The sequence below is a fragment of the Thermosporothrix hazakensis genome, assembly GCF_003253565.1.
In the GTDB taxonomy this organism is placed as follows: Bacteria; Chloroflexota; Ktedonobacteria; order Ktedonobacterales; family Ktedonobacteraceae; genus Thermosporothrix; species Thermosporothrix hazakensis.
In genome coordinates, this window is the sequence record NZ_QKUF01000002.1 from 216733 (window position 1) to 240443 (window position 23711).

At 55.2% G+C, this 23711-nt stretch carries 23 protein-coding genes; 13 read left to right on the forward strand and 10 right to left on the reverse strand.

The window, feature by feature from the left end:
• Window positions 1–10 precede the first annotated feature (10 nt).
• The gene (locus EI42_RS06180) at window positions 11–940 is read right to left on the reverse strand and encodes a carboxylesterase family protein (RefSeq protein ID WP_111319939.1); all 930 of its coding nucleotides are present in this window, start codon (window positions 938–940) and stop codon (window positions 11–13) included.
• Window positions 941–1166: 226 nt separating this feature from the next.
• Window positions 1167–1811 (reverse strand): ThuA domain-containing protein, encoded by a 645-nt coding sequence (locus EI42_RS06185; RefSeq protein WP_111319941.1) that lies wholly within the window; start codon window positions 1809–1811, stop codon window positions 1167–1169.
• Window positions 1812–1953: 142 nt separating this feature from the next.
• Between EI42_RS06185 and EI42_RS06190 the strand changes: the two genes are divergently transcribed.
• From EI42_RS06190 to nudC, 4 genes are all read left to right on the forward strand, one after another.
• Complete coding sequence (locus EI42_RS06190; RefSeq protein ID WP_111319943.1) at window positions 1954–2811, forward strand: SPL family radical SAM protein; 858 nt, start codon at window positions 1954–1956, stop codon at window positions 2809–2811.
• Between the two features lie 502 nt (window positions 2812–3313).
• Window positions 3314–3541, forward strand: a complete 228-nt coding sequence (locus EI42_RS06195; protein WP_111319945.1) for a hypothetical protein — start codon at window positions 3314–3316, stop codon at window positions 3539–3541.
• Window positions 3538–3942 (forward strand): hypothetical protein, encoded by a 405-nt coding sequence (locus EI42_RS06200; protein ID WP_111319947.1) that lies wholly within the window; start codon window positions 3538–3540, stop codon window positions 3940–3942. Before EI42_RS06195 ends, EI42_RS06200 begins: the two co-directional genes overlap by 4 nt.
• A gap of 132 nt (window positions 3943–4074) precedes the next feature.
• Entirely contained in the window at window positions 4075–4878 is an 804-nt protein-coding gene (nudC, locus tag EI42_RS06205; RefSeq protein WP_111319949.1) for an NAD(+) diphosphatase, read from the forward strand.
• Window positions 4879–4947: 69 nt separating this feature from the next.
• Here nudC and EI42_RS06210 read toward each other — a convergent pair whose 3' ends face one another.
• Window positions 4948–6735 carry a glycoside hydrolase family 2 protein gene (locus tag EI42_RS06210; RefSeq protein ID WP_111319951.1) on the reverse strand — a complete coding sequence of 596 codons (1788 nt, stop codon included), beginning with the start codon at window positions 6733–6735 and terminating at the stop codon, window positions 4948–4950.
• A gap of 93 nt (window positions 6736–6828) precedes the next feature.
• On the opposite strand from EI42_RS06210, the gene EI42_RS06215 reads away from it, so the two are divergent.
• Window positions 6829–7668: a helix-turn-helix transcriptional regulator gene (locus EI42_RS06215; RefSeq protein WP_111319953.1), complete on the forward strand. Its 840-nt coding sequence runs from the start codon at window positions 6829–6831 to the stop codon at window positions 7666–7668.
• A gap of 696 nt (window positions 7669–8364) precedes the next feature.
• On the opposite strand, the gene EI42_RS06220 is transcribed toward EI42_RS06215, so the two are convergent.
• On the reverse strand, window positions 8365–9081 hold the full coding sequence (locus tag EI42_RS06220; RefSeq protein WP_111319955.1) for a FadR/GntR family transcriptional regulator: 717 nt from the start codon (window positions 9079–9081) through the stop codon (window positions 8365–8367).
• Between the two features lie 321 nt (window positions 9082–9402).
• On the opposite strand from EI42_RS06220, the gene EI42_RS06225 reads away from it, so the two are divergent.
• Window positions 9403–10692, forward strand: a complete 1290-nt coding sequence (locus tag EI42_RS06225; RefSeq protein ID WP_111319957.1) for an MFS transporter — start codon at window positions 9403–9405, stop codon at window positions 10690–10692.
• Between the two features lie 25 nt (window positions 10693–10717).
• A complete protein-coding gene (locus tag EI42_RS06230) occupies window positions 10718–11638 on the forward strand; it encodes a dihydrodipicolinate synthase family protein (protein ID WP_111319959.1) in 921 nt (306 codons plus the stop codon).
• 44 nt (window positions 11639–11682) lie between these two features.
• Here EI42_RS06230 and EI42_RS06235 read toward each other — a convergent pair whose 3' ends face one another.
• The 5 genes from EI42_RS06235 to EI42_RS06255 form a co-directional block, all read right to left on the reverse strand.
• Complete coding sequence (locus tag EI42_RS06235) at window positions 11683–12429, reverse strand: GntR family transcriptional regulator (protein ID WP_170142404.1); 747 nt, start codon at window positions 12427–12429, stop codon at window positions 11683–11685.
• A complete protein-coding gene (locus EI42_RS06240) occupies window positions 12401–13333 on the reverse strand; it encodes an ROK family protein (RefSeq protein WP_111319963.1) in 933 nt (310 codons plus the stop codon). Before EI42_RS06240 ends, EI42_RS06235 begins: the two co-directional genes overlap by 29 nt.
• Window positions 13327–14019 carry an N-acetylmannosamine-6-phosphate 2-epimerase gene (locus EI42_RS06245; RefSeq protein WP_111319965.1) on the reverse strand — a complete coding sequence of 231 codons (693 nt, stop codon included), beginning with the start codon at window positions 14017–14019 and terminating at the stop codon, window positions 13327–13329. Before EI42_RS06245 ends, EI42_RS06240 begins: the two co-directional genes overlap by 7 nt.
• A 67-nt stretch (window positions 14020–14086) precedes the next feature.
• The gene (locus tag EI42_RS06250) at window positions 14087–14749 is read right to left on the reverse strand and encodes a flavin reductase family protein (protein WP_111319967.1); all 663 of its coding nucleotides are present in this window, start codon (window positions 14747–14749) and stop codon (window positions 14087–14089) included.
• A 111-nt stretch (window positions 14750–14860) separates the two neighbouring features.
• Window positions 14861–15913, reverse strand: coding sequence for a LacI family DNA-binding transcriptional regulator (locus EI42_RS06255; protein ID WP_111319969.1), 1053 nt, complete (start codon window positions 15911–15913; stop codon window positions 14861–14863).
• A 448-nt stretch (window positions 15914–16361) separates the two neighbouring features.
• Between EI42_RS06255 and EI42_RS06260 the strand changes: the two genes are divergently transcribed.
• The 6 genes from EI42_RS06260 (at window position 16362) to EI42_RS06285 (ending at window position 22696) form a co-directional block, all read left to right on the forward strand.
• A complete protein-coding gene (locus tag EI42_RS06260; RefSeq protein WP_170142405.1) occupies window positions 16362–17663 on the forward strand; it encodes an MFS transporter in 1302 nt (433 codons plus the stop codon).
• Between the two features lie 37 nt (window positions 17664–17700).
• Window positions 17701–18480 carry an alpha/beta fold hydrolase gene (locus tag EI42_RS06265; RefSeq protein WP_111319973.1) on the forward strand — a complete coding sequence of 260 codons (780 nt, stop codon included), beginning with the start codon at window positions 17701–17703 and terminating at the stop codon, window positions 18478–18480.
• A gap of 159 nt (window positions 18481–18639) precedes the next feature.
• Window positions 18640–19341: a type II toxin-antitoxin system HicB family antitoxin gene (locus tag EI42_RS06270; protein ID WP_111319975.1), complete on the forward strand. Its 702-nt coding sequence runs from the start codon at window positions 18640–18642 to the stop codon at window positions 19339–19341.
• 78 nt (window positions 19342–19419) lie between these two features.
• Window positions 19420–20874, forward strand: a complete 1455-nt coding sequence (locus tag EI42_RS06275; protein ID WP_111319977.1) for an amidase family protein — start codon at window positions 19420–19422, stop codon at window positions 20872–20874.
• Window positions 20875–20985: 111 nt separating this feature from the next.
• Window positions 20986–21546, forward strand: a complete 561-nt coding sequence (locus EI42_RS06280) for a hypothetical protein (RefSeq protein WP_111319979.1) — start codon at window positions 20986–20988, stop codon at window positions 21544–21546.
• 220 nt (window positions 21547–21766) lie between these two features.
• Entirely contained in the window at window positions 21767–22696 is a 930-nt protein-coding gene (locus EI42_RS06285) for a DMT family transporter (protein WP_111319981.1), read from the forward strand.
• Between the two features lie 57 nt (window positions 22697–22753).
• On the opposite strand, the gene EI42_RS06290 is transcribed toward EI42_RS06285, so the two are convergent.
• The gene (locus EI42_RS06290) at window positions 22754–23635 is read right to left on the reverse strand and encodes a class I SAM-dependent methyltransferase (protein WP_281278848.1); all 882 of its coding nucleotides are present in this window, start codon (window positions 23633–23635) and stop codon (window positions 22754–22756) included.
• Window positions 23636–23711: the final 76 nt, after the last annotated feature.

Here is a 23711-nt window from a genome sequence, read left to right on the forward strand (position 1 = left end):
TTCTGCTGCATCACGCGTTTCGACGCTGTGCAAAGAGCCAGGGGAAAAAGCCCTCTGCCTCCTTCGCGGGCTCCAATGTATAGACATCACCCCAGATCGGGTGCTTGCGATTGGGAAAGATCGTGACATGACCCTCACCACCCGCCTGCTGAAGCGCCTGAATCATCAAGGTCGAGGCTGAAGCCGGGATCGTTGTATCATTCGCCCCATGAAACGCCCAGACCGGCACATCCCGAAAGCGCTCAACGGTGGACGGATCGCCCGCGCCCGAGACCGGAGCCGCCGCCGCAAAATAATCAGGCCAGCGAGCAAGAGCATCCCAGGTTCCCGTAGCGCCAAGCGAGATCCCGGTGATATACAGCCTGTTGGCATCGATACCACTATAGTCCTGCTGTAAGCGATCAAGCAACTGTTTCGCCAGCAAGAGCGAAGTGCTCGGTTGCGCTGGCTGTGTATAAGAACCCTTATGCGCATCGACCTGCACCCAGGTCTGCGACGGCTCTAGCTGTGGCACGACCACAAAGCACGGCCACTGTTCCTGAACGGAGGGTTTATCTTTCTCGTCAGGCGTTCCCCAGAAGTAGACAAACGACTGACCCAGAATCTGATTCTGATTTTGAATCGGCGTGAAGTGCTGGCGCTTCCGTTCACCTACACCATGCAACAGCAATACCAGGGGATAACGCTTTGTTTTATCATAGTTTTGAGGTACATAAAGATAATACGTCAGTTTCTGATTCTTTTCATTCACAAAGGTATGCGTTGTGAAGCCATGAGTTGGAATAGGAGTCTTAGGGGGGCCGGGCTCAAGGGTCGGTGTTGGTTTGGGCATTATAGCAGGGACAATCGACCCGTCTTGATACCATTCTCGCCCCAGAATACCAGCGACAACAAGCAGGGCCAGCAACGCCCCCGCACCAAAGAAAACTCTTCTTTTCATATCTTCTCCGCAATGTTTGACGCACCATCAGAAGGCATGCCAATCTTCCCTATTCAAGAGAGAACAAATAGGGCTTTTTCTTTGCAGAGAACACATCGGAGCGGGCTTTTCTGGATAGCTTTATGATCTGTATTATGGGGGTGAAGCAGGCAACCTGTCAAGCATCCAGCCTGGAGAGGCTATGAAAGAGGCCGTCCCGAAACAGAAACAGCCTCTCGAACCGGTTTTAGCGCGTGGCCCACAGCATGCCGCGCTTCATGATCTCCAATGCTTCCGGCACATCAAAATCCCGGCGCACATGCCCGAGTGACGAATAAAAGACCCGACCCTCGCCGTAGCGCTTCTTCCAGACCACAGGCATCACCGCGCCCTCAATCCAGGGAGCATGCTCCCCACTAAAGGTCGTGGTCGCCAGCACCTCATTCATCGGATCGACATGCATATAGTATTGCTCGGAATGCATATGAAAGTCGGAAAGTCCCGCCATAATGGGATCATCGTGTTTCACGATATGCACATCGTAATCGATAATATCACCGGGATGAGCCACCCACTGACCCCCGATCATAAATTGATAGGCTGGATTGTTGCGGAAAGCGTCGGCCGCTCCACCATGCCAGCCAGCGAGCCCCGTCCCATTCTGAACAGCGGTTAACAGGCCGCTCTCCTGCTCAGGGCTGATCGTCCCCATTGTCCAGATCGGCACGATCAGATCTGTTGCCTGCAATTTCGCGGCATCAAGAAAGACATCAAGCGTTGTAGCAACCTCAACCGTATAGCCCTGTTCACGCAACACACCCGCGAACAGGTTCGCACACGCTTCCGGCTCATGGCCGGGCCAGCCACCCCATACAATCAATGCAGTCTTCATGAAAAAGCATTCCTCCTCATGCCTGTCAATAGAATCGTATAGTTTTTAGTGTATCACCTGCACACCCGAGGAATCGAGCCTCTTGACCGGCGCATTTGTCCCTGTTAGAATGAGTGTTCAAGCGCATCAGAGAGGATTTGCAATGGAACTCACGCTGAAACAGGCAAAAAGCATACTGACCCCACAACGCCACGGCTTCCTTGCAGCCGGTCCGTATCCCTTCACACATGCGCTCTCAGCCTATACGGGCTGCGGCTTCGGCAAGACAACCTGTGGTATGTACTGCTATGCCCAATTTCTGCCGAATTGGCGCGTAGGACACGCTCACGCCGCCTGGGGAGAGGCAGTAGAGGTCAAAGCCAATGCCGCTGAGCTGCTTCACAAAACACTTGCCCGGATGAAGCCTACGGCGCGCGCCCGCCTGCGCATCTTTATGAGCAGCACCACCGACCCCTATCAACCTGCCGAGCACCGCTACCAGATTACCCGTTCCTGCCTGGAAACCTTCGCACGCTATCCCGATCTGGACCTGCTCGTCATCCAGACCCGCTCACCGCTGGCGCTACGAGACCTTTCGCTCCTGGCCGATATTCCCTATGCCTGGCTCTCTGTCACTATCGAAACAGACGATCAGGCATATTTGAAAGGGTTACGAGGTGGACCGCCGCTGGAAAAGCGCTGGCAACTGGTTCGGGCAGCGAGTGATGCAGATATCCCGACACAGGTGACGGTCAGCCCTTGCCTGCCCTATAGCGATATCGAGCGGTTTGCCCACCGGCTGCTCACAAGCGGAGCGAGGCGCATTATCGTCGATACAACAGTTGATGGCGACGGCTCCGCAGGGGAACGCACCGCACAAACGCCCTTTGCCCATGCCGAACCCACATGGGCCGAGACCGAGCGCGCTCACCGGCTCTATCGCCTCCTCTGCGAACAAGCTGATGGACTCTCGATCGGGTGGAGCAACGCCGGTTTTTGTGGCATCGAGCCTCGCTCATGAAAACCACTCACCATGAAAGAGAGGCACACAAGCAACCTTCTGATGATGCTCATCCCGCTTCCTCGTGCGGGGATACAACTCTATTCCGAATAATGGTACCGTCTATGGACCCTCCTTTGCTCCTGTTCATTGAGCCTCACTCTGGGGCTTCAGAGTCCTATTTGATAGAGGCCACCATACAGCAACCAGCAAAGTATCACCCTCCAAACTTCCACTTTTTTCCCACTTTTTCGCCTCTCTTCTCCCACACTGACAGACCTACCCATTGCTGTTTTTCCCCTTCTTTCACCCGATTTTGCATTCACACAAGGGGAGAGGCTGGTTCTTTCTTCTCCTCTATTTCAACAGTCGTGTTGCAAAGATGTCATTTTTCTCTCACAAAAGACGACATTCTTGCTATATTTTGTGTAACATCTAACACGTCTAGAGCTTTCACTATGCTATAGTATATAGTAGAAACTGCCAGGAACTGGCATCGTATAGTTGAAGAGGAGAATATGACGTGAAGAATCACCAGGGATGGTCAGGGATTACAGAAGGAATCTTAACCATACATATCGGTACCTCGATGCTCGGGGCAGTACTGTATGCCACTAACCTGCTTATTGCCCATCTAAAAAACAAGAAGCAGCTTTCCGAGGTTGAGGACAGATTATTGAAAGATCTGGAAGCATTTACCATCACCATTGACCCATTCGTCAGTCAGAAACAGGGAGACCCAGAACAATGACCATGCGGCTTTCACTCCATAGCATCCTACTCGATACTGGACTGACCCCTCAGCAGATCGACTGTGGAAAAACCTGGACTATTACCAAGATGCTCTTAGGGCTACGTGTCAAACGAAGTGAAGCGGAAAAGATTATTGCCGCCCTGAATCGCTACACAGGGAGACAGTATCAGGTCGAAGACTTCCTTGACGATTTCCTGACCGAGCTTCCACAGGAAGTCATTGACGCAAAACTTGCCGAACTGAATGAGCTCCATCGTCAGTGGCAGGAAGCCCGGGGCACTGAACAGGGCCCACAGCTTGCCCGACGCATCATCGAACTCAAGCAATGGCTCAAAAAGCACGATGTCTTCATTCAGTTCTATGAAGCCCTCAATTGTTATGCATCCTACGAATGGTGAAACAGGTTTCTTCTACAAGCAGGAAAGCGAGACAATGCCGTGTTTCCTTTCCCGCTTGTGCCCTCGCACTTCAAGCCAGCCCGTGATACACTGTGCATACAAGCAGACAACAACTGGCAAGGAGAAAACAGCATGACTTTTCAGAGGGCATATCCACCCGCCGTCCCCGCCTCTGGACCCGCATACTGGCTACCGTTCAGACAAGGCAAACTGCTCACACAGCATGGCCTCATTCAAGCCAGTAGCGACCTCCCCGAGGGCATTCACCCGCTCTACATCGGTACCCTCGATGGCATCCCCTGCCTCGCCTGGGAGCTGGATGACAATGCCACCATTCCCGAGAGCTGGCAACCAACCGCGGTCCGCGCCCTCTTTGGCACTATCGATGAGGCCGCCTACAGCGCTGTTGGCTACGCGATGCACCTGCTCTACTGGGTGAGAACGCATCGCTATTGCCCTACCTGCGCTCAGCCGCTTGGTCCACTCTCCGAACAATGGTCGCGCCAATGCCCAGCCTGCGGCTATATCGGCTATCCACCGGTATCACCTGCAATCCTGGTGCTGATACATGATGGTGACCGTGTGCTCCTCACCCATAAGCCGGGCTGGAACGCACGCTACAGCGTCATCGCCGGCTTTGTTGAGCCCGGGGAGTCGCTGGAAGAATGCGTCAGGCGCGAGGTGATGGAAGAAGTCGGCGTGGAAATCACCGATATCGTCTACAAAAGCAGCCAACCGTGGCCCTACCCGCAGCAGCTTATGGTCGCGTATACTGCCCGCTACGTCAGCGGGGATATCAGGCTTGACGAGGCCGAACTTGATGACGCCCGCTGGTTCCGCTACGACAACCTGCCAGAGATTCCCGCACCTCTGAGCCTCTCTTATCACCTGATCGCCGATTGGGCTCGCGAGCGTAGCGAACAGCAGCAGCACTGAACAGCGAAAAAGTGGAGTGCAACGATACACTCCACTCTCAGAGCATTCAAGCAAATAGTTGTTCTTGCCCTATGCCTGTTGCTCGATTGCTGCCGTACGCTGCTGAATCGAGCGCAAACGCTCCATATCGAACTTCACCCGCCGATCGAAGGTGTAGATCCCATTCTGCTCCTGGTAAACATCGGTAAGCTGCGTGTAACAATACCCGAACATATGCGGATTATCGAGCAGCACGTTACAGAGACCCTCGAAGCGCTGGTAGAATTCCTCAATCGAGCGAGGAGCGGTGCCATAACCCCAGCTTGTGGTGTCGTCGCCCGGCTCCCGCTCGGAGTTCCACCAGATACCACCGAACTCGCTCACAAAATAAGGCTGTCCGCGATAGGGCAATGAGATCGCGCGCCCGTTATGTTCGTTCACAAAGGGCTTGCCCTCCGCCAGTCCTGCATGATTGCTGGCAAAGCGCACCGGATCCTGTTCATAGTCATGGCTATCATAGATGTCACTTGCGTCAACGCGATGGCTATAGCCGGAAGCATCCAGAATCGGACGCGTGGAGTCAAATGCTCGCGCCGCAAGGAATAGCGCCCGCGTCATGTCATCAAGCACAGTGATGGTATCGGTGAGGGGCTGCCAGGTCTCATTGAGTGCGCACCAACCAACAATGGCGGGATGCGAGTAATCACGCTCAAGCGCCTCAAGCCACTGCGAGACATAGCTGACATCCGGCTTCTGATGATCTTCCACAGGTCCATAGCCGCCACATCCCCAGTCAGGCAACTCACCCCAGACAAGATACCCCAGGCGATCCGCATGATACAGGAAACGCTCCTCAAATACCTTCTGATGCAGACGTGCCCCGTTAAAGCCAGCCTCTATACTCAGTTCGATATCGCGACGCAGTGCCTCATCACTGGGAGCCGTCATAATGCCATCGGGATAGTAGCCCTGATCAAGCACCAACCGCTGAAAGATGGTCTTGCCGTTGATCTTCACTGCCTGCCCCTCAATCGTCACGCTGCGCAGGCCCGCATAGCTGCTCGCCTGATCGATGACCGTTTCTCCCTCAAGAAGCTGAATGTCCAGATCATAGAGATAGGGAGCGCCCGGCGCCCAGAGGTGACGACGCTCGGCGGGAATCGGCAACGTAAGCTGTGGCGCGAAATCCTGATCGGCGGGACAACGTACAGTGCAGACGACTCCCTCCTGATCGCGCAGCGTTGCCTGGACAGTCATTCCAGTGCGTGGGCCGCTCAACGGTTGCACCAGATGGAAGCAGCTATTCGCGACATCGGGCGTAATCCGCGGACGACCGAGCGCGGTCGGCGGCACAGGCTCCATCCAGACAGTCTGCCAGATGCCCGTAGTACGAGTGTAGAGACAGCCATAGTTGCCATAGCGCTGCGACTGCTTGCCCCGGGCCTTCGGTGAGCGAGCATCATCACGAGCGCGCACAACTAATGTGATCTCGCTTCCGGCCAGTGTTGCAGGCAACTCAACGCTGAACGGGGTAAAGCCTCCCCGATGGCGCCCCAGCTCCTGCCCATTCACCCAGACGGTCGCGTCATAGTCGACAGCCTGAAAATGCAGCAGGATGCGCTGCCCGGCCCACTCGGCAGGGATACTCACCTGCCGCCGATACCAGACAGCGGGCATGAAATCAGTGTTCCCGATGCCTGAAAGCTCGGACTCCGGACAGAACGGCACCTGAATGCGCTCGCTTAATTCACGCTCCAGCAGCCCACGCTCAAGACCGCTATCTCCTGCATCAATCTCAAATTGCCACTCTCCGTTCAAACACTGCCACGAAGAGCGCACAAACTGCGGACGCGGGTACTCAGCACGGGGTTGTACCATAACGTTTCCTCCTTGATATCTGCGACATTGCCAGTTTCTTTGAAAAAAGCACAGGCTTGTATGGTATAGTATCTGGAAAAAAGGCAAAAATCCATGAGTGAGACCCAAGCAGACCTTCGTGAAACCCACATTGTTGGCGCTGATACAGATGAACAGATGGTCGGGAAACAGGCCTGTCCGGCGCTTGGCTTTTATCGGATTCAGCTTACGGGCATTTCAAAGGCGCTTCCCCCCTTCCGCTTCGTGCGCGTGCGACCCTCGATGAGTCAGATTCTTGTCTGTCTCTCCGGATGCGGCTCCGTCTTGATTGACGGCCAGTGGACTCCCTGCACGCGCGGCATGGCCTATGTCACGCCTCCCGACTGCCTGCATGCCTATCATGCGGAAAGCGCCTGGGAAATCTGCTGGATCACCTATAACGAAGATCCTCCGGGACAGCCAATGGTGGCAGTCAAGCGCCCCACGCTGCTGGAAATCGACCCGTATCCGCTCGCCGCCTCTATAGAAGGACTCTATCGCGAATATATCGGAGCAGCAGAGCAGGCAGTGATGCAGCAATGGACACAGCTTATCCATATTCATGCACAGCGGATTGTCGGTCCGGTCCATATGGAGCGCCGTCTTCAGCAGCTCTGGGAGCGCGTCAACGCCGACATCGCCGCCCCGTGGACAAATGAGCGGCTGGCAGCAAAGATCGGGATCAGCAGCGAACAATTACGCCGTCTCTGTCAGCACTATCTGGGACGCAGCCCGATGAAGCATGTCACGTTATTGCGCATGAGGCGGGCAATCACCCTGCTGGCAAGCGAATACTATACCATTGAGGAGATTTCCGAGCGCGTCGGCTATGAAAACCCTTTTGCCTTCAGCACGGCCTTCAAGCGGCTGATGGGTATCTCTCCCTCGCAGTATCGCCGCCAGCTTCATCAATAAAAAAAGAGAGGCCGTCCAGACACTGGGACGACCTCTCCCCGGGACGAAGAGCCTATCCATCTTTGAGCTGCCCCGGGCCTCTCTACACGCTTCACCCCTTCATCTCTCCACGCATTCAGTTCACCGCAACCTGAGCACAAATACCAGCAACAGCAACCGTTTCCCGCCTGCCATACAAGCTGTGCTGGCTACTCTCGCCTCTGCCGGCGCTCAAAGCGTGGTAGCTGCTGCGCCCTCCTGACACCGCAGCAACGTGTCGCTCTCTGATCCCTCAAACAGAGCAATAGTGTTCAACTCAAAAGAAAATAGATTATTCATTGTAGAAACTGTAATTCTCACTTTAGCGGTAGAACATATTGCTTCTAAGATCAAGTATAAGCATGTATCATCATATGTCAATAAAACAAACGTTCTTTTCACGATGTTTTCACATTCCACAGGAAAAAGGAAGTACAGAGAAGAGCAAGCAAGGATCCAGGTGACAAACATTGGAGTGAAGCCTGTGCAACTCACTTCAACTCAAAACACACAACACCACACGACAACCAGGAAGAGGACCGATCTCTATTGGCTTCATACCTGCCCTCAGTAGAGTCATAGCAGTGCAAAGCGTGTCAATTTTTTGCATGTATTTGGAACCTGAAAAAAAAGATGTACCGCCCGATACACGACGGTACATGCACTCGTTTGTGATGCTCACTTCCCCACCTGTGTATGTGCCAGGCGCCGATGAATGCCGTCAAAATGCTCAACCATCGCCGCCGCCGCTGCGCTGCCATCTCCCGCCGCCAGCGCATCCAGAATACGGCGGTGCGCCTCGACGGTCGCCAGAGGGTGCTCAGAGAGCCCCGGCAGCTCAGAACGAACCACATGAAATATATCCCAGAATGCCTGTAGCAGCTTCACAATCAGGGTATTTCCGAGCGGACGATACAGGACCTCATGAAACGCACGATCCTCTTCCGGGAAGAGCTCACCCCGCGTTGCGCGCGCCTCCATTCCCGCGACAAGTACCCGCAGATCAGCCAGGTGAGCAGGGGTTGTCACCTCGGGCAAGCGGGTAACAAGCTCACATTCCAGAATCTGGCGCACTTCTAGCAGTTCACGCAATGTCTGAAGATCCTGCGGAGCCTCAAACAGTACCCGGAACGATAGCCCTGTAACCAGCGCCTGAAGCGAGAGGTTGCCAACAAACGTCCCCTGCCCGTGCCGTGTCTCAACAATGCCAACCGTCTGCAATACTTTGATCGCCTCGCGCACGGCATTGCGGCTGACCTGAAGTTCGGCTGCAAGCTCCGTCTCTCCGGGCAAGGGCGAACCCGGCGTCAAATGATGTTCAATAATATACCGTTTGATATACTCCTGTATATTCTGTTGCAATGCTTCATTTCGTGGTGAAGATCTGGCAACCATCGCCACTTGACTCCTTCTCAAGTTGTGTTGTACACTGCCTTTATCAACTTGTAGGACAACTATATTGAGAGTTAGAATGTCTCTCAAAAAGATATGACATCCTACAAGCTGGCTTTTCACCATTATACCATAAAGGAGGGATCGTTAACGCATCATCTGATACGGGCAGGATACAGCATGGTATCACTGTCTATACAGGAAGCGAAAAAGACGTACATATTTCCTTCAACGGTTGAAGCAATTGCAACGAACGCACGCATCACAAACTGATGATCTGACGAGCGCCTGTATTTACTGTATAAGTGAAAGGGAGTAGAACCTATGGCAATGGCTGCCAGACCCTGGTATAAAGATCTTAGCGGCCAGCACTGGCGCGCCTTCTGGGCCGCCTGGATTGGCTATGCACTGGATGGTTTCGACTTTGTCCTTATCACCTATGTTTTGACGAATATTGCAGACGAATTCCACCTCGACCTCGTGACTGCCAGTACCCTGATCAGTGCCTCCTTCATCACCCGCTGGCTTGGGGGCGCAGTTGTCGGCAGTATCGCCGATCGTATCGGGCGTAAAAACGCCATGATTGCCGGTATCTGGCTCTACGCGCTTGGGACCTTCCTCTGTGGCTTCGCCTGGAACTACTGGTCACTGTTTGCCTTTCGCCTGATCGTGGGCCTGGGTATGGCTGGTGAGTATAGCGCCAGTTCGCTCTATGTGCTTGAGAGTTGGCCCAAACACGTACGCAATAAGGCGAGTGGCTTCCTGATTTCTGGCTATAATGTCGGAAGTCTGGTCGTCGCTTTTATTTACCCCTTTATTACCGCTCATTTCGGGTGGAGAGTGCTCTTCTATATTGGCATCGTGCCCGTTATTCTGACACTCTACATGCGCAAGAACCTGCCCGAGCATACCGAATGGCAACAGACATCTACCGAAAAAGCGGGCGGCATCTCGTTCTTTAAGCTCTTCTCACCGCGCATCCTGCCAGTGTTTATCGCGATCACGCTCTTTATCTTTGCCGCGTTTCTCTATAGCTGGCCCGTACAATCGCTGTTGCCGACCTACCTGAAATCGATTGGCTACGATGCAACTGGCGTCTCACAGGTGATGTTCGCGGCAAACTTCGGGACACTGCTTGGCTGCATCTTTGCGGGCTTCCTGGGCGATCGCGTCGGAACCAGGCGAGCGTATATCTATTCGCTGCTGATCTCATTGGTGCTGATTCTCCCCTTCTTCATCATTGGCAAAGCGAACATCTGGCTGCTTGGTCTGTTGATCTTCGTGCTGCTCTTTGTCAGCCAGGGGATTGCGGGACTGCATCCGAAGTTTATGTCAATGTACTTCGCGCCTGAGGTGCGAGGCTCCGGCGTTGGCGTGGCCTACAATCTCGGCTCACTTGGTGGTGCAATTGCGCCGATCTGGGGAGCCTTTTTCGCGAACCTGATGGGTCTGGGGACTGCCTTAGCCGTGCTTATGTTTTTCTGGACTTTTGTCGTTGTTGCGCTCGTTGTCTTTGATGTTCCGGGGCGCCTGTTACAACGCACAGCCGGGATCAGATCCTATGAGGTCCAGAATACCACACCTGAAGGAACAGTAGAGCCATCACAGGTATAATACGTAGAAATAAGGAGAGAAGAAGATGCAAGCAGCTCGCTTGAGTGGCATTGTGCCACCACTCAGCACACCGATGACCGAAACCTTCGAGATTGATATTCCCTCGCTGGAAAAGCTGATTACCTTTCAACTGGACGCAGGTGTGCATGGCCTGTTCGCGCTCGGCTCCACAAGCGAGGTCGCATTTCTGACCGATGCGCAACGAGCGACCGTGCTGGATGTCGTGGTGCGTTGTGTGGCCGGTCAGGTTCCCGTCCTGGCTGGAACTATCGATATGACGACCACTCGCGTGATTGAACATGCTCGCGCCGCTGAAAAAGCAAGGGCAGATGCGTTGGTTGTCACTGCGCCATTCTATACACGCATCGGTCAGGCCGAAATCAAAGCGCATTTCCGACAGGTGCATGAAGCAGTCGACCTGCCGATCTTTGCCTACGATATCCCGGTTGCGGTCCACAGCAAGCTTGAGCGCTCGACCGTGCTCGAACTGGCTGAGCAGCAGATTATTAGCGGTCTTAAGGATAGTAGCGGAGATGAAGCGAACTTCCGGGGACTGGTCATGGCACAGGCAGCCCATCCTGATTTCAGCGTCTTCACCGGCTCGGAGTTGCTTGCCGACGTAGCCCTGTTCATGGGTGCGAGTGGTGTGGTGCCGGGTCTGGGCAACGTCGATCCCGTCGGCTATGTGCGACTCTATGAAGCAGCGCATCGGGGCGATTGGGTAGCCGCTCGCCAGGAGCAGGAGCGCCTGTACCGCCTCTTCGATATCGTGAATGTGGGGCTTCGCCGTATGGCAATCGGATCGTCCGCGATGGGGGCATTCAAAACCGCGCTTCAGCTTCGTGGCATCATCGCGACAAACGTTGTGGGTCGGCCTCAGCTCCGGCTCAACGATGATGAGGTTGCACAGGTGCGCCGCGCGCTTGTTGCAGCCAACCTCCTCTAAACAGGAAAGCGAGGGGCCTGCCCTACAAGGCTCCTCTTCCGCTTCTATTGACCCAGACGGCGCACATTCAAACCGAGGCTGTACTTATCCCCGCAGTAGAGCGACTCGACATACTCAAATGGCCCTCGGTCCTTCGCGCTGGTCAGCCGTCGAATCCGCAACAGAGCACTCCCGGGAGCAACCCGAAGCAGGCGCGCCACCTCCTCGCTTGCGTTGACCGCCTCAACCACTTCCTCCGCGTAATCCGCTGAGAGGTTATATTCTCGCTCCAGCACCTCGTACAGCGAGACCCGATCAAGATCGGTTCGCCTGACCAGCCCGGGACAGAGCGCGGCGGGAAGGAAGACTGTCTCAAGCGCCATTGGCACATCATTCGCGAGTCGCAAACGCCGCAGACAGACGGCCCCTTCATGGGCTGCGACCTTGAGCATCTGCGCCTGCTCCTCTTCCAGAAAAACAAGCTCCTGACGTAAAACGATCGAGCCGGGAGTCAGGCCGCGCTGTCGCATATCCTCGCTGAAGCTGGCGAGCCCGCGCACGTTCTTGCGAATCAACCGCTCGGCCACAAAGGTGCCTGAGCCGCGCCGCCGCACCAGCAAGCCCGCCTCTTCCAGATCAGCCAGAGCGCGACGCACTGTCAGGCGACTATAGCCATAGCGCTCACTCAGCGCCCGCTCGGAAGCCAGACGCGTTCCCGCCGCCAGACGTCCCGACGTAATCTCCGCGGCCAGATGGTCGCGCAACCGGGTATAGAGCGGCCCATCAGTCGGCTGCCTGACCTCGTCTTCCATCCTCTGTTCTCTCCTTTGCAAGCAAGGAAGCACCGATAAGCACCGCATCATGAACCAGCTCCATACGCCGCACCGTACAGGAACGCCGCATCACTGGAAGCGCCTGCATCTGTAACCCGTATTCCAGCGCGGGAAGATAGAGCTCCTCGACCTGCAACACGCCACCGCCAAGCACAATCGCCTCCGGGCCCAACGTGTTGACCAGGCCACCAAGCGTCAGGCCCAGAGCCCGTCCGGCCTGAGTCAGCACCTCACGAGCCAGCGTTTCCCCATCTCTGGCACGCTTCGCGATGGTCGCGACGTCAATCGACCGCCCGCTTTCTTCGGCGTAGATCTCCATAATCGCCCGCCCGGATGCATAGCCCTCGATGCACCCTCTGCGCCCACAGGGACAGAGCCGCCCCTGCTCAGGGCGAAAAAGCAGATGGCCGAGCTCACCCGCCACCCCGGACGCTCCTCGATATACCTTCCCATCGAGCACAAGGGCCCCGCCGATGCCGGTTCCCACCATGACCAGCAACATCTGACGAACGCCACGCCCCGCACCAAGCTGTGCCTCAGCCAGCGCCGCTGCCTTGACGTCGTTCTCCACGGCTACAGGAAGCTGTAGGAGCTCCTCCAGACGCTCCCGCAAGGGCAGGCCACGAAAACCCGGGAGATTCTCGTTTGCGTCAACGACAATGCCGCTCTCGTGATCGACCTGTCCGGCACTGCCCACGCCTACCGCGCTGACCGGGCCATGTAAGCGTAACAGGCCCTGCACCAGCTCAGCAGCAGTCGTCACAATCGCCTCGGCCCCGCGAGTGACCGGCGTCGAGGCCTGAATGCGCTCAAGCACCCTGCCGTCAGCATCGACAACACCGGCGGCAATCTTCGTGCCACCAATATCAACCCCGATCAGCATGTCTCAGCCTCCGTTAATGCATCAACAAAGCCACGTGTGACAAGGTGCGGGCGCGTAATCGCGGAACCGACCACCACAGCATAGGCCCCACATGCAAGTGCTTTACGAGCCGCGGCGGGCGTGTTGATCTTGCCCTCAGCCACAACCGGAACCTGAATGCGCCGCGTCAATTCGCGCACTAGCTGCTCATCGGGCCCCTCATCAAGCGTCGTGTAGGGCGTGTACCCGGCCAGCGTTGTCGCGACCAGATCAGCGCCTGCTTCCACTGCGGCAACCCCTTCTTCCACCGTTGAGATATCCGCCATCACCAGGCAACCAAGCTCGGCATGAATTTGCGCGATCAGTTCAGCAGCGGTCGGATACTTTCCTTGACAGACCTGCTCACGAATCTGCGTGGCGTCGAGCGCGATAATATCAGCACCCGCCTCAACGAGCTCCCGGGCTTGCGAAAAGTCCGGCGTAATCACCGTGCGCCCGGCAACCGTGGTTTTCTGAATCCCGATAATGGGCACATCGGTAATAGCACGAATGGCGGCAACATCGTCTTTTCCGTTGGTGCGAATGCCCTTTGCTCCACCATTCAGGACCGCAGCCGCCATAGCAGCCATATGACCAAATAGCGGTTCTCCCTCAAACGCCTGACACGAAACGATCAGCGCTCCCCGTAACGACGTTATATCCTTCAACGTGTGCCTCCTTCAAGTGGTACGTACCAATTTTGAAGTATACCGTACCACTTGCGGAACAGCTTTGTCAACGGGATGAAGCAGGCTCGTTATCCTTCTCGGACTTCTCATACAGACGGGTCAGCCAGGTATCGGCCAGCTTTGAGGGATGCAGCTTCTCGCTCAGACCGAAGAACTCGCAGAAGCTCATAATCAGGGGATTCCACTTTTCGGGATCGATATGCTGCTTCTCGCCCGGCTTGAGCAGGCGTTCATCGATATGAACCCGCACAATACGCGTCTCGATCGCGACAAGGTGCGAGTCGTCGCCATCAACCGCATGCATCTGCTTCACGACCGCCTCAAGCTGAACCGGGCACTCGGCTACCCGGGGAGCAGCAACCAGTTCCGAAGGCTCGGGAGTGAGGCCCGCCACCCGAAACTTCTCCGGCTCGTAGGTATAGCCCAACTTCGCTTTACTCTCGGGAACGGGATTCTTTCCGGTCAGCATCGCCAGCCGATTGACTGCGGAAACAAGGTCCGCCGAGGGCAGATTCAGCACGCATTCGCGCTCACGGCGAAGGTTCTCAACGGTCCTGGAGCGCGTGCCCAGACCAAGCATACAGGATTGATTCAGCCACCATGCTGAAGACATCGGCGCCAGGTTCGAGGTTCCGTCCTCATTGACTGTGCTGATCAGCACAACGGGGGTACCAAAGTAAAGAATTGTGGGTTGAATTGTTCTATGCATCGATAGGCACTCCTGTCATTGTGTACTACGCCATTCAGTGTAGACGCAAATAGAGAGAACTGCCTATCCAATTCTTGCGTTCACAGTGCCAAAAAATGAAAGGCCCCTCAATTATGTTGAGGAGCGTCGAATGAGTTCCACCGTTAGCGGTTGCGTCAATGTCTCGGGGATCGGTTCTCCCTGAATCAGCTTCGCGGCGATTTCGGTGGCATGCTCACCAATCGCGGCATTGTTAAAGCGAATGGTGGTCAGAGCAGGACGCACAAAGCGGCTGAAAAAGACATCATCCGTGCCGACAAGCGCAACATCCTGCGGTATCCGAAAGCCGCGATCAAGCAGCGCCGCAAGTAACGGAAGCGCATATTCATCATTAAAAGTATAGATCCCTGTCGGGCGGTCCTCCTGCTGAAAGCGCGTATCAATCAAGTCATGCGCCTCCTGCATCTCCATATGGAGTGAAAACACCTCAAGCGAGATTCCCTCTTTCCCAGATTCAGCAATGGCCCGCTTCATGCCCTCTAAACGGTGCTCAAAAGCCGGTATGTGGCGCTCCTGAAATGGCTTGACGATCGCCAGACGACGATGTCCGAGCTCCAGCAAGTGACGTCCCGCAAGATAACCCATCTCACGAGTTGGCAGGCTGACCGTTGGCAACCTGAATGTATCTTTCCCGATCTCTTCGGCCGTCAGCAACACGATATGCTGGATGCCCATGCGACGCGCCTGCTCAATCCCATCCTCGGTAATACAGCCCGGCATGACAAAAAGCGCTGCCGGTCGCCGCGCACAGATCTGTAGTAGCAGCTCCTTCCGCCGCTCTTCAGAGAGCCCGCCCATATAGTAGTGCACCGGAACATAGCCCATACGCTGAATATTCTGCTGCATATAGAACTGAATCTCAGCGTCATTTACCGACGTTTGCAGGTCATGCATAATGCAAATCTCATTGCTATAGCCCTTCCGCAGCGCCTGCGCCGAGCTATGCAACTGATAGCCAAGCTCCTGAGCGACACGCAACACCTTTGCCCGTGTCTCCTCACTGACATGGTTGTTCTGGACATTATTCAAGACATATGAAACGGTGGCCCGCGAAACTCCCGCTTTTCGAGCCACATCGGCACTGGTAAGCGGCTTTTTCACGGGAGTCTGTTGTTTTTTCTCCATGACACCCTTTCCAAACAGACCATTATGCCCTGATAACTGAAATACACCCCTGTTTTCAACAGGGATTATGACATAACTATTGAGCTCCGTCAATCAAAGAACGGCGATTTTTCTCCTCTATTCAGATGTCGCTCTTCGCACCAGCAATATCCCTGCCTGGCCCTTCCATGCCCTCTATGCTACACAAAATATATCAGATATTGCGACGTGGTACCCCATCCCACATCCTGCTGACACCCGAAAAGCAGAATCCCACCCTCTCCAAAATTGAGACATGATTCCTCTTGACACAGCAATAACTATGGTTGTATACTTCCGACAATCTACGTTACACGTGTAACGCAGATGTCACAAAAAAGGACAGCGTGTTGTCCGGTCTGTTATGAAACCATTCATTGTTGATGGTATCCGTATTTTTCCGGTTTATGACAAAGGGAGTCATTCTACTATGGAAAACGTCGCATTTCCCACGAAGGCCGCATCCATCCACCCGAACGGCCAGCCCGAAGCCCTTGCGATCCCAACCAAACGTGTCAGCATTGGATTTCTGATCGCGCTCACACTGGCGCAAATGTCGCTCTTTCTCTGCTATGGTGGTATCGGCAGTATTCTATTGCCCATGCAAATTGGCGAACTCGACCCGGTGAACAAAGTCAGCAGTCTGGGTCTTGTTACAGGCGTTGCAGTGTTGCTCGCCTTGATAGGAAATCCGCTGGCAGGAGCCCTGAGCGACCGCACTTCCTCTCGTTTTGGTCGCCGCCGCCCCTGGATCTTCTTTGGCGCAATCGTCAGTGCACTCGCCCTGGCCCTCATGATGATGGCGAAAAACGTCGCCATGATCTTCATTGGCTGGTCTGCCTTCCAGCTCTGTTCAAACTTCATTCTGGCAGCCTTGAGCGCTATCATTCCCGATCAGGTTCCCGAAGAGCAGCGCGGCACCGCATCCGGCATTATTGGCCTCTCCGCCTCTATTGGCATGGTGCTTGGTTCCGTGATGGTCGGAATGATTATCCGCAATGCCCAAACCAGTTATCTGGTCATGCTCATTACCTTACTTATTGTACTGATCCCCTTCGCCCTCTTGATGAAGGATAAGCACCTGCCGAAAGAGTATGTGCAGTCGTTCAGCCTGATTGGCTTCCTCAAAAACTTCTGGATCAACCCGCGCAAGCACCCCGATTTCGCCTGGGCCTGGTTGACCCGCTTCATTCCCTTCTTTGGCTACTTCCTGACTGCCAACTACATGTTCTACTTCTTGCAGGACGCCGTCCACTATGACAAGCTCTTCCCCGGGCAGGGAGTTGAGCAGGGCGCCTCACAGCTCCAAATCGTCATGATGGTTACCTCGCTGGTCTTCACCGTGCTTGGTGGCATCCTCTCGGACCGCTTCCGTAGCCGCAAGCTCTTCATCGTCATTGGTTGTGCTATTATGGCGGTTCCTCTGGTGGTCCTGGGCACTATCCCTTCGTGGACCGTTATTATGATTATGATGGGGTTGGTAGGAGTTGGCTTCGGTATGTACACCTCGGTTGATGGAGCCCTTGTGACGCAGGTTCTGCCAAGTGCAGAAAACCGGGGTAAAGATATGGGTATCATCAATATTGCAAACACGTTGCCCCAATCTCTGGCACCGGCTTTTGCATCGATCATTATCAATGCAACCCATAGCTACTTCATGCTCTTCCTGGTTGGTGCGGTAATCGCGCTGCTTGGCACGCTAACCGTACGACCGATTAAGAGCGTTCGCTAAGCCTGCTCGCAAACAACTGGAAAGAAGGTATTTCATTATGACTGCATGGTCTAAAGGAACCGTTCAAGTCAACGATCTCACTATTCACTATCATCGAACCGGTGGGGAGCACAAACCAAAAATGCTGCTTCTGCACGGCGTGATGGACAACGGTCTCTGCTGGACACCTGTTGCACGCGACCTGCAAGATCAGTTTGATATCATTATGCCCGACGCCCGGGGGCACGGCGAGACGCAGGGCTCCATTGAGAACGCCTCCTTCACAACGCTGGCGAATGATGTAGCCGGGCTCGTTCAGGCACTTAATCTGGAAAAGCCCTATCTCTTCGGCCACTCGATGGGCGCAATGACCGCCCTGGCCGTCGCGGCGCTCTATCCCGAGCTACCACATGCGATCCTGCTGGAAGATCCTCCTTTCTGGACAGAGCAGGCAGCCCGGAGCGCGGATGTCGATAATGAAACTGCGAACTTTATGAAAACGTTCGTGTCTCTGCGCGAACTCCCCTGGGATGTGCTGCTCGCCAAAGCGCGTGAATTCAACCCCAAATGGGACGAAGTCGAGCTTGAGCCCTGGGCCCAATCCAAGCGCCAGTTTGCCCCGGATATTATGGAGAAACTGACCTTTGATCTTGATTGGCAAGAGCTCCTTCCACGTGTGGCCTGCCCGATTTTGCTGCTCACCGGTGACGTAGAAGAGCACGCGATTACGACTCCCGAGGGCCACAAAAGGCATCCCAACTCTGGAAGAATGGCACTCTGGCGCATATTCCCGGAGCCGGACACTGCATCCATCGCGATTGCTATGCTGCGTCGATGACTGCGGTCCGCGCCTTCCTCAAAGACCACTAGCGCATAGCCTCCTTCATCTGGCCCCACTCTATGGTAGTGGGGCTCCTTCTTTCCTCTCGGCCAAAACAGGAAACGGGCTATCCTCATTTTCTGCTACACTGGACGGAAAACCTGCGGAGAAAATACCATGCAGTATCACGCACTCCTTGACCGCTGGCACTCTCAGAGCCTGCTCTACTTCCCTGATTTGCCGGGTTGTCAGGTCACAGCCGGCACTCCAGAGGAGGCGCTTGCCCTGGCGCCAGAGGTTGTCAGCCAGCATCTTTCCTGGCTTCACACCCAGCATCTCCTTGCCGAACCACCCACGGCACCGATTGACATCGCATTGCTTGAAGATAGCGTTCCGAGCGCCAATGGGGCGGGGGCACCCTTTCAGACTGATCTCCAGACCCCACCGCATGACTATATGCAGAACGCTCTTCAGATTGCCGACCTGACGCGGGCAGATTTAATTACCCTCTCCCGGTCATTGCCACCTGAGAGCGTCTTTCCTTTCGCGCTTGGCGACACAGCCACATGTACCGTGGAGGGGCTCCTTCAACATATCGCTGAACTGGATCTCTGGTATATTGCCAGCCTGTTCGCCCAAAAGCCCACCCTCCGCCTTCCTGACGATCCTGTTGAAGCGCTGGAGGCAAGCGCCAGAGCAGTCGCGGATGGCCTGCGCAGCCTTTCTACTGAGCGTCTGCAACAGGTTGTTATCTTCGAGGGAGAGGCCTGGACCCCGATGAAACTTCTTCGCCGTCGAACCGGGCATCTCCGTGAGCACATCCCCCACTTGCAGCGGCTCTCTCCCCTTGACGCACTCAAAATACGCGGCATAGAATGAAACAGGAACAGTTTTGCAACTTTTCACGTGAAAGGCGCATTGACATGCATGCCTCTGGCTAGAAGGGAAACAGGCTGAATGATAGATCCTTTCTCCACGGCAACCACGCTGCTACAGTTGTTACAGCAAAGGCGTGTCTCTTCTGTAGAGCTTTTGCAATTCTATCTTGAACGAATCAAACGCTACAATACAAAGATTAACGCTATCGTCATTCCAAACGAGGAGCAGGCATATCAGCAGGCAACCGCCGCCGATCAGGCCTACGCTCGCGACGAGAAAAGTGGCGCCCTGCAAGGCCTTCCACTGACGCTCAAGGACTGCATCGAGGTTGCAGGTATGCGCACCACAGCGGGCGATCTCGACAAGGAGCAGTATGTCTCGACACAGACGGGTCCCGCTGCACAGCGTATTCTCGATGCCGGGGCCGTCCTCCTGGGCAAGACGAACGTTCCTCCCGGGCTTTCTGACTGGCAAGCAAACAATATGCTTTTTGGGCGCTCTAACAATCCCTGGGATCAGAACCGCACACCGGGAGGCAGCACCGGAGGCGGAGCGGCTGCTGTTGCTGCTGGACTGACACCACTCGAATTTGGCACAGACATCGCGGGCTCAATTCGCGTTCCAGCCGCATTCTGTGGACTCTACGGGCATCGTCCAAGCGAAACAGCCGTCCCGCGTTATGGCCGTAAGCCCGGCATCCCGCTGCCGAACCCGGCGTCCGTCTTTGGCGTTCAGGGGCCGCTCGCTCGTAGTGCGGCTGATCTTCAACTGGCACTTGATGTCATCGCTGCGCCTGTCATCGGGGAAGACGTCGCCTGGAAGCTCTCTCTTCCGGCCGCACGTCAGAACAGGCTGGCTGACTTCCGGGTCGCAATTCTACCCTTTGTCGATTGGCTTCCGGTTGATGAGCACATTGTGACAGCGCTTGCAGAGCTGGAAGAGCGCCTCCGTCAGCAAGGGGCAATGGTTCGCCGCGTTCAGCCCGATGGCTTCAACCTGCGCGAATATACGGAAACGTATATTACGATGCTTTCCGTCTTTATGTATGCCGAGAAGGAACAGGAGCAACGAGAGCACATCATAGCGCAGATGCGGCAGAGCACTGACCCCTTCACCGCGGCCAAGCTTGCCGGTATTCAGGCAACAGCGGGCCAGTTCCTCGCGCTCCACACGCGCCGCGAACAGTATCGGGCGCTCTTCCGCGATTTCTTCCAGCAGTGGGACATCCTCTTGACGCCCGTCACGATCGTGCCTGCCTTTAAGCATCAGGGCATCGAAACTCCACCATATCTACGCACGCTCCCGGTTAATCGGGAGACCGTGCCCTATGAGTTTCTTGAGATCTACCCCGGAGTTGCGACCCTGATCGGCCACCCGGCGACGGCCTTCCCCTATGGCAAGACGCCGCACGGGCTTCCCATCGGCTTGCAGGCCATCGGTCCCTATCTGGAAGATCGCACAGCTATCACCTTTGCCTCACTGCTAGAGCAGGCTTTTGGCGGCTTTACTGCGCCTCCTGGCTTTCTTGATTGAGAAGAGCAAGGGGAACGTGTGCAGGCGTTCCCCTTTTTCAGATTCGCTTCAGTTCGGCGGGCTATGCTGTCTCTGAACCAGTATGCGTTACTGCAAAGAAAGGAGACGGCAATGCATAAAAACAGGTACCGGTTAGCGTCTCGTCCCTGTATCTCGTTCCTCTTTCTGGCTATCTTTCCTGTTGCCTGTTCTGGTACGTCGACAAGCCACACGCTTCAACCATCCGTCGCCACAACACCGGCGCTCACCTCATCCCCTGCACAGCCAGATGCTCCACTGTCACCCGTCCCCGCAACGTGTGCGCCCTCCAGGTTCCTTCCTGGACACGAAACGCAGGCGCAAGGTGTGAACGCTGAAGTCTGGGCGCTCTTCTTTGCCGATCCCCAAACAATCAAAGTTGGTGATGAGGTCAAAATTGTCTGGCGCATGACGGGAAATGGACCCTTCCAGGCGATCGCTCGACACGCCGGCAATGTTGAACTCAAGCCGGTCTGGGGGCCAGAAAAACATCTCGGCTCGAACTGGAAACATCCCGGTGAGGAGTGGGGCACAGGCTTCCGTTTCACGGCTCCCGGCTGCTGGAATCTGCATGTGACCCGCGATCATGCAGCGGGCGATCTCTGGATCAGCGTTCAGGAAGCAGGAAAAGGAGCATATTCTATGGTATACTAAACTCTATCAATAGAAATGACAAGGAAGAGAAACGATGCACGTTCCATATCTGGCTCAGACGCCTCCTCCTGCTATCTCCTTCGCGTAACCGGGAGATAGAGGAGACAACAACATAGACCTCATCAAAAAGGAGTACTGTGTGCGTGGTACTCCTGCCTCATTGTGCCTCTATCCTCCCTCGCTTGTTCTTCAGTGATTCAGCAATTCAGGAGGCTCTTGTATGAGGCATTCACGTGCTTCTCTTCGTTCGCTTGCTTCTGGTGGAGCAATCTCTATTCTACTGGGCTCTTTTTTTCTGGGAACTGCCGGGATCGCCTCGGCGCTGCTCAATCGTGTTCAGGACGTCTCACCGCTGACCATCGCCTTCTTACGAGTAGGGATCGCAACCCCATTTCTGTTCCTGCTTGCCTGGCCTTCCATGCGAAAGCAGCGTATACACTTACCCGATCTCTTCCTGCTGACGCTCATCGGAGGGGCGTTGGGGGGTTCCCATACGCTATTCTTCCTGTCGATCCCGCTGATCGGCGTCACCCTGGCCGTCGTCATCTCGCTCTGCACGGCGCCGCTGGTTGTTGCTCTTGTCTCAGCATGGCTGTTCCATGAACGCCCGGGCGTGCGTTTGCTGATCGCGCTGCTTCTGGCGCTGGCTGGCACGCTCCTTCTAACACTGAGCGGGGAGAATGCGACCGGAATCGGGTTGACAACGCAGACACTCAATGGAACGCTGATCGCCTTCGGCTCTGGCTGCTTCTATGCGGTCTTCATGCTGTTCTCGAAAATCGTTGCGCAGCGCTCCAGGAGCAGCAGTAGCCAGATCACAGCCTGGACGTTTTTGATGGCGACCCTGCTTCTGTTCCTGCTTGCTCTTGTCAGCGGCAACCTGCATCTGGCGCTCTCGCTGACCGGCTGGACGATCGCTGCCTATATGGGCATTGTGCCGACAGGACTGGCCTACTTCCTGATTCAATGGGGGTTGAGATCGGCATCCGCAACGGTTGCCTCTATCATTACACTGCTGGAATCGGGGATTGCGGCGCTGCTCTCCTGGCTCTTCCTTCACGAGCAGATGGGAGCTCTGCGGCTCATTGGGGGCGGATTGCTGCTGTTCAGTGTCTGGCTCATCTCATCGAAGCGGAACAAGACAGCGTAATGCTGTAATAAAAAACGGGAAGAGATCTTCTATAGTGGAAGATTTCTTCCCTGTCCATCAGTTCGATGAGATCGCCGTTCCAACGATAAGCGCGATCGGAATCGTGAAGTGTATCTCATCCCCGTCTGGCTCGATATGGAGAGCCGTGCGAATCTGCTCAGAGGCGGTAGAGAAGAGCTCTCGCAGCCGCTGCACATTCTCGGCAGAGGTACGCTGACGCTGTGTCCAGTTCAAGAAATCAAGCGAAATATCAAAAGAGCGCTCCTCATGTGCCTCAATGCCAGCTTCTTTCAATATTACGAGCCATTCAGACACCCGATGATTTCGGACATGCGAGGGATCACGCAACGCTTCAATCTCGTTCAAAAATCCGTCCAACGTCTCATCTTCAGGTGCAATTGAATCCAGAAGAACCAGCTTCCCACCGGACTTGAGCACTCGTGCCCATTCCTGTGCCGCCTGTGAGACATCGATAAAATGGTGCGCAGCATAACGACAGGTCACCACGTCCACGTTGTTCTCTGGCAGTGGAAGCGCATGTGCATCGCCCCTGATAAACTCCACGTTTGTGATTCCCCGCTCACGAGCCAGGTGTCTGCCACCTTCCAGCATCGACTCGGTTAAATCAACGGCCACCACTTCATGCGCAAAAGGAGCCAGCGCAAGCGCGGTGTGGCCGGTCCCGGTCGCCACATCAACAACGCGCTCGCTTCCTGTCAGGGCTGCCGCTTCTACCAGCCAGGGGAGGTCCGGACCTGCCGCATGCACCGTACTGGTCACATAGTCCTTTGCTGCTGCCCCAAATTGCTGTTGAATCTGCTGTCTCTTTTTCTCTTCATTACTATCCTGACTCATTATACTTTTCCTCTCTGTCTTCTCTACTGCGCTTTTCGTTTGCGCTTTACCGAAAGTATACAGGCAAAGAGCGATACTGTCCAATGCTTCTTTCTCTCAAAGTTGATAACAAAGCAGCATCATGTGCACCGGATGGGCGTGCCTTGACGTCGAAGCCATA

Coding starts and splice junctions, on each gene's coding strand:
- EI42_RS06225 (WP_111319957.1), top strand. CDS start 9,403: ATGGCAATGGCTGCCAGACCCTGGTATAAAGATCTTAGCGGCCAGCAC.
- EI42_RS06270 (WP_111319975.1), top strand. CDS start 18,640: ATGCAGTATCACGCACTCCTTGACCGCTGGCACTCTCAGAGCCTGCTC.
- EI42_RS06240 (WP_111319963.1), bottom strand. CDS start 13,333: ATGCTGATCGGGGTTGATATTGGTGGCACGAAGATTGCCGCCGGTGTT.
- EI42_RS06180 (WP_111319939.1), bottom strand. CDS start 940: ATGAAAAGAAGAGTTTTCTTTGGTGCGGGGGCGTTGCTGGCCCTGCTT.
- EI42_RS06220 (WP_111319955.1), bottom strand. CDS start 9,081: ATGGTTGCCAGATCTTCACCACGAAATGAAGCATTGCAACAGAATATA.
- EI42_RS06230 (WP_111319959.1), top strand. CDS start 10,718: ATGCAAGCAGCTCGCTTGAGTGGCATTGTGCCACCACTCAGCACACCG.
- EI42_RS06215 (WP_111319953.1), top strand. CDS start 6,829: ATGAGTGAGACCCAAGCAGACCTTCGTGAAACCCACATTGTTGGCGCT.
- EI42_RS06190 (WP_111319943.1), top strand. CDS start 1,954: ATGGAACTCACGCTGAAACAGGCAAAAAGCATACTGACCCCACAACGC.
- nudC (WP_111319949.1), top strand. CDS start 4,075: ATGACTTTTCAGAGGGCATATCCACCCGCCGTCCCCGCCTCTGGACCC.
- EI42_RS06200 (WP_111319947.1), top strand. CDS start 3,538: ATGACCATGCGGCTTTCACTCCATAGCATCCTACTCGATACTGGACTG.
- EI42_RS06250 (WP_111319967.1), bottom strand. CDS start 14,749: ATGCATAGAACAATTCAACCCACAATTCTTTACTTTGGTACCCCCGTT.
- EI42_RS06210 (WP_111319951.1), bottom strand. CDS start 6,735: ATGGTACAACCCCGTGCTGAGTACCCGCGTCCGCAGTTTGTGCGCTCT.
- EI42_RS06235 (WP_170142404.1), bottom strand. CDS start 12,429: ATGGAAGACGAGGTCAGGCAGCCGACTGATGGGCCGCTCTATACCCGG.
- EI42_RS06265 (WP_111319973.1), top strand. CDS start 17,701: ATGACTGCATGGTCTAAAGGAACCGTTCAAGTCAACGATCTCACTATT.
- EI42_RS06280 (WP_111319979.1), top strand. CDS start 20,986: ATGCATAAAAACAGGTACCGGTTAGCGTCTCGTCCCTGTATCTCGTTC.
- EI42_RS06275 (WP_111319977.1), top strand. CDS start 19,420: ATGATAGATCCTTTCTCCACGGCAACCACGCTGCTACAGTTGTTACAG.
- EI42_RS06260 (WP_170142405.1), top strand. CDS start 16,362: ATGGAAAACGTCGCATTTCCCACGAAGGCCGCATCCATCCACCCGAAC.
- EI42_RS06255 (WP_111319969.1), bottom strand. CDS start 15,913: ATGGAGAAAAAACAACAGACTCCCGTGAAAAAGCCGCTTACCAGTGCC.
- EI42_RS06185 (WP_111319941.1), bottom strand. CDS start 1,811: ATGAAGACTGCATTGATTGTATGGGGTGGCTGGCCCGGCCATGAGCCG.
- EI42_RS06285 (WP_111319981.1), top strand. CDS start 21,767: ATGAGGCATTCACGTGCTTCTCTTCGTTCGCTTGCTTCTGGTGGAGCA.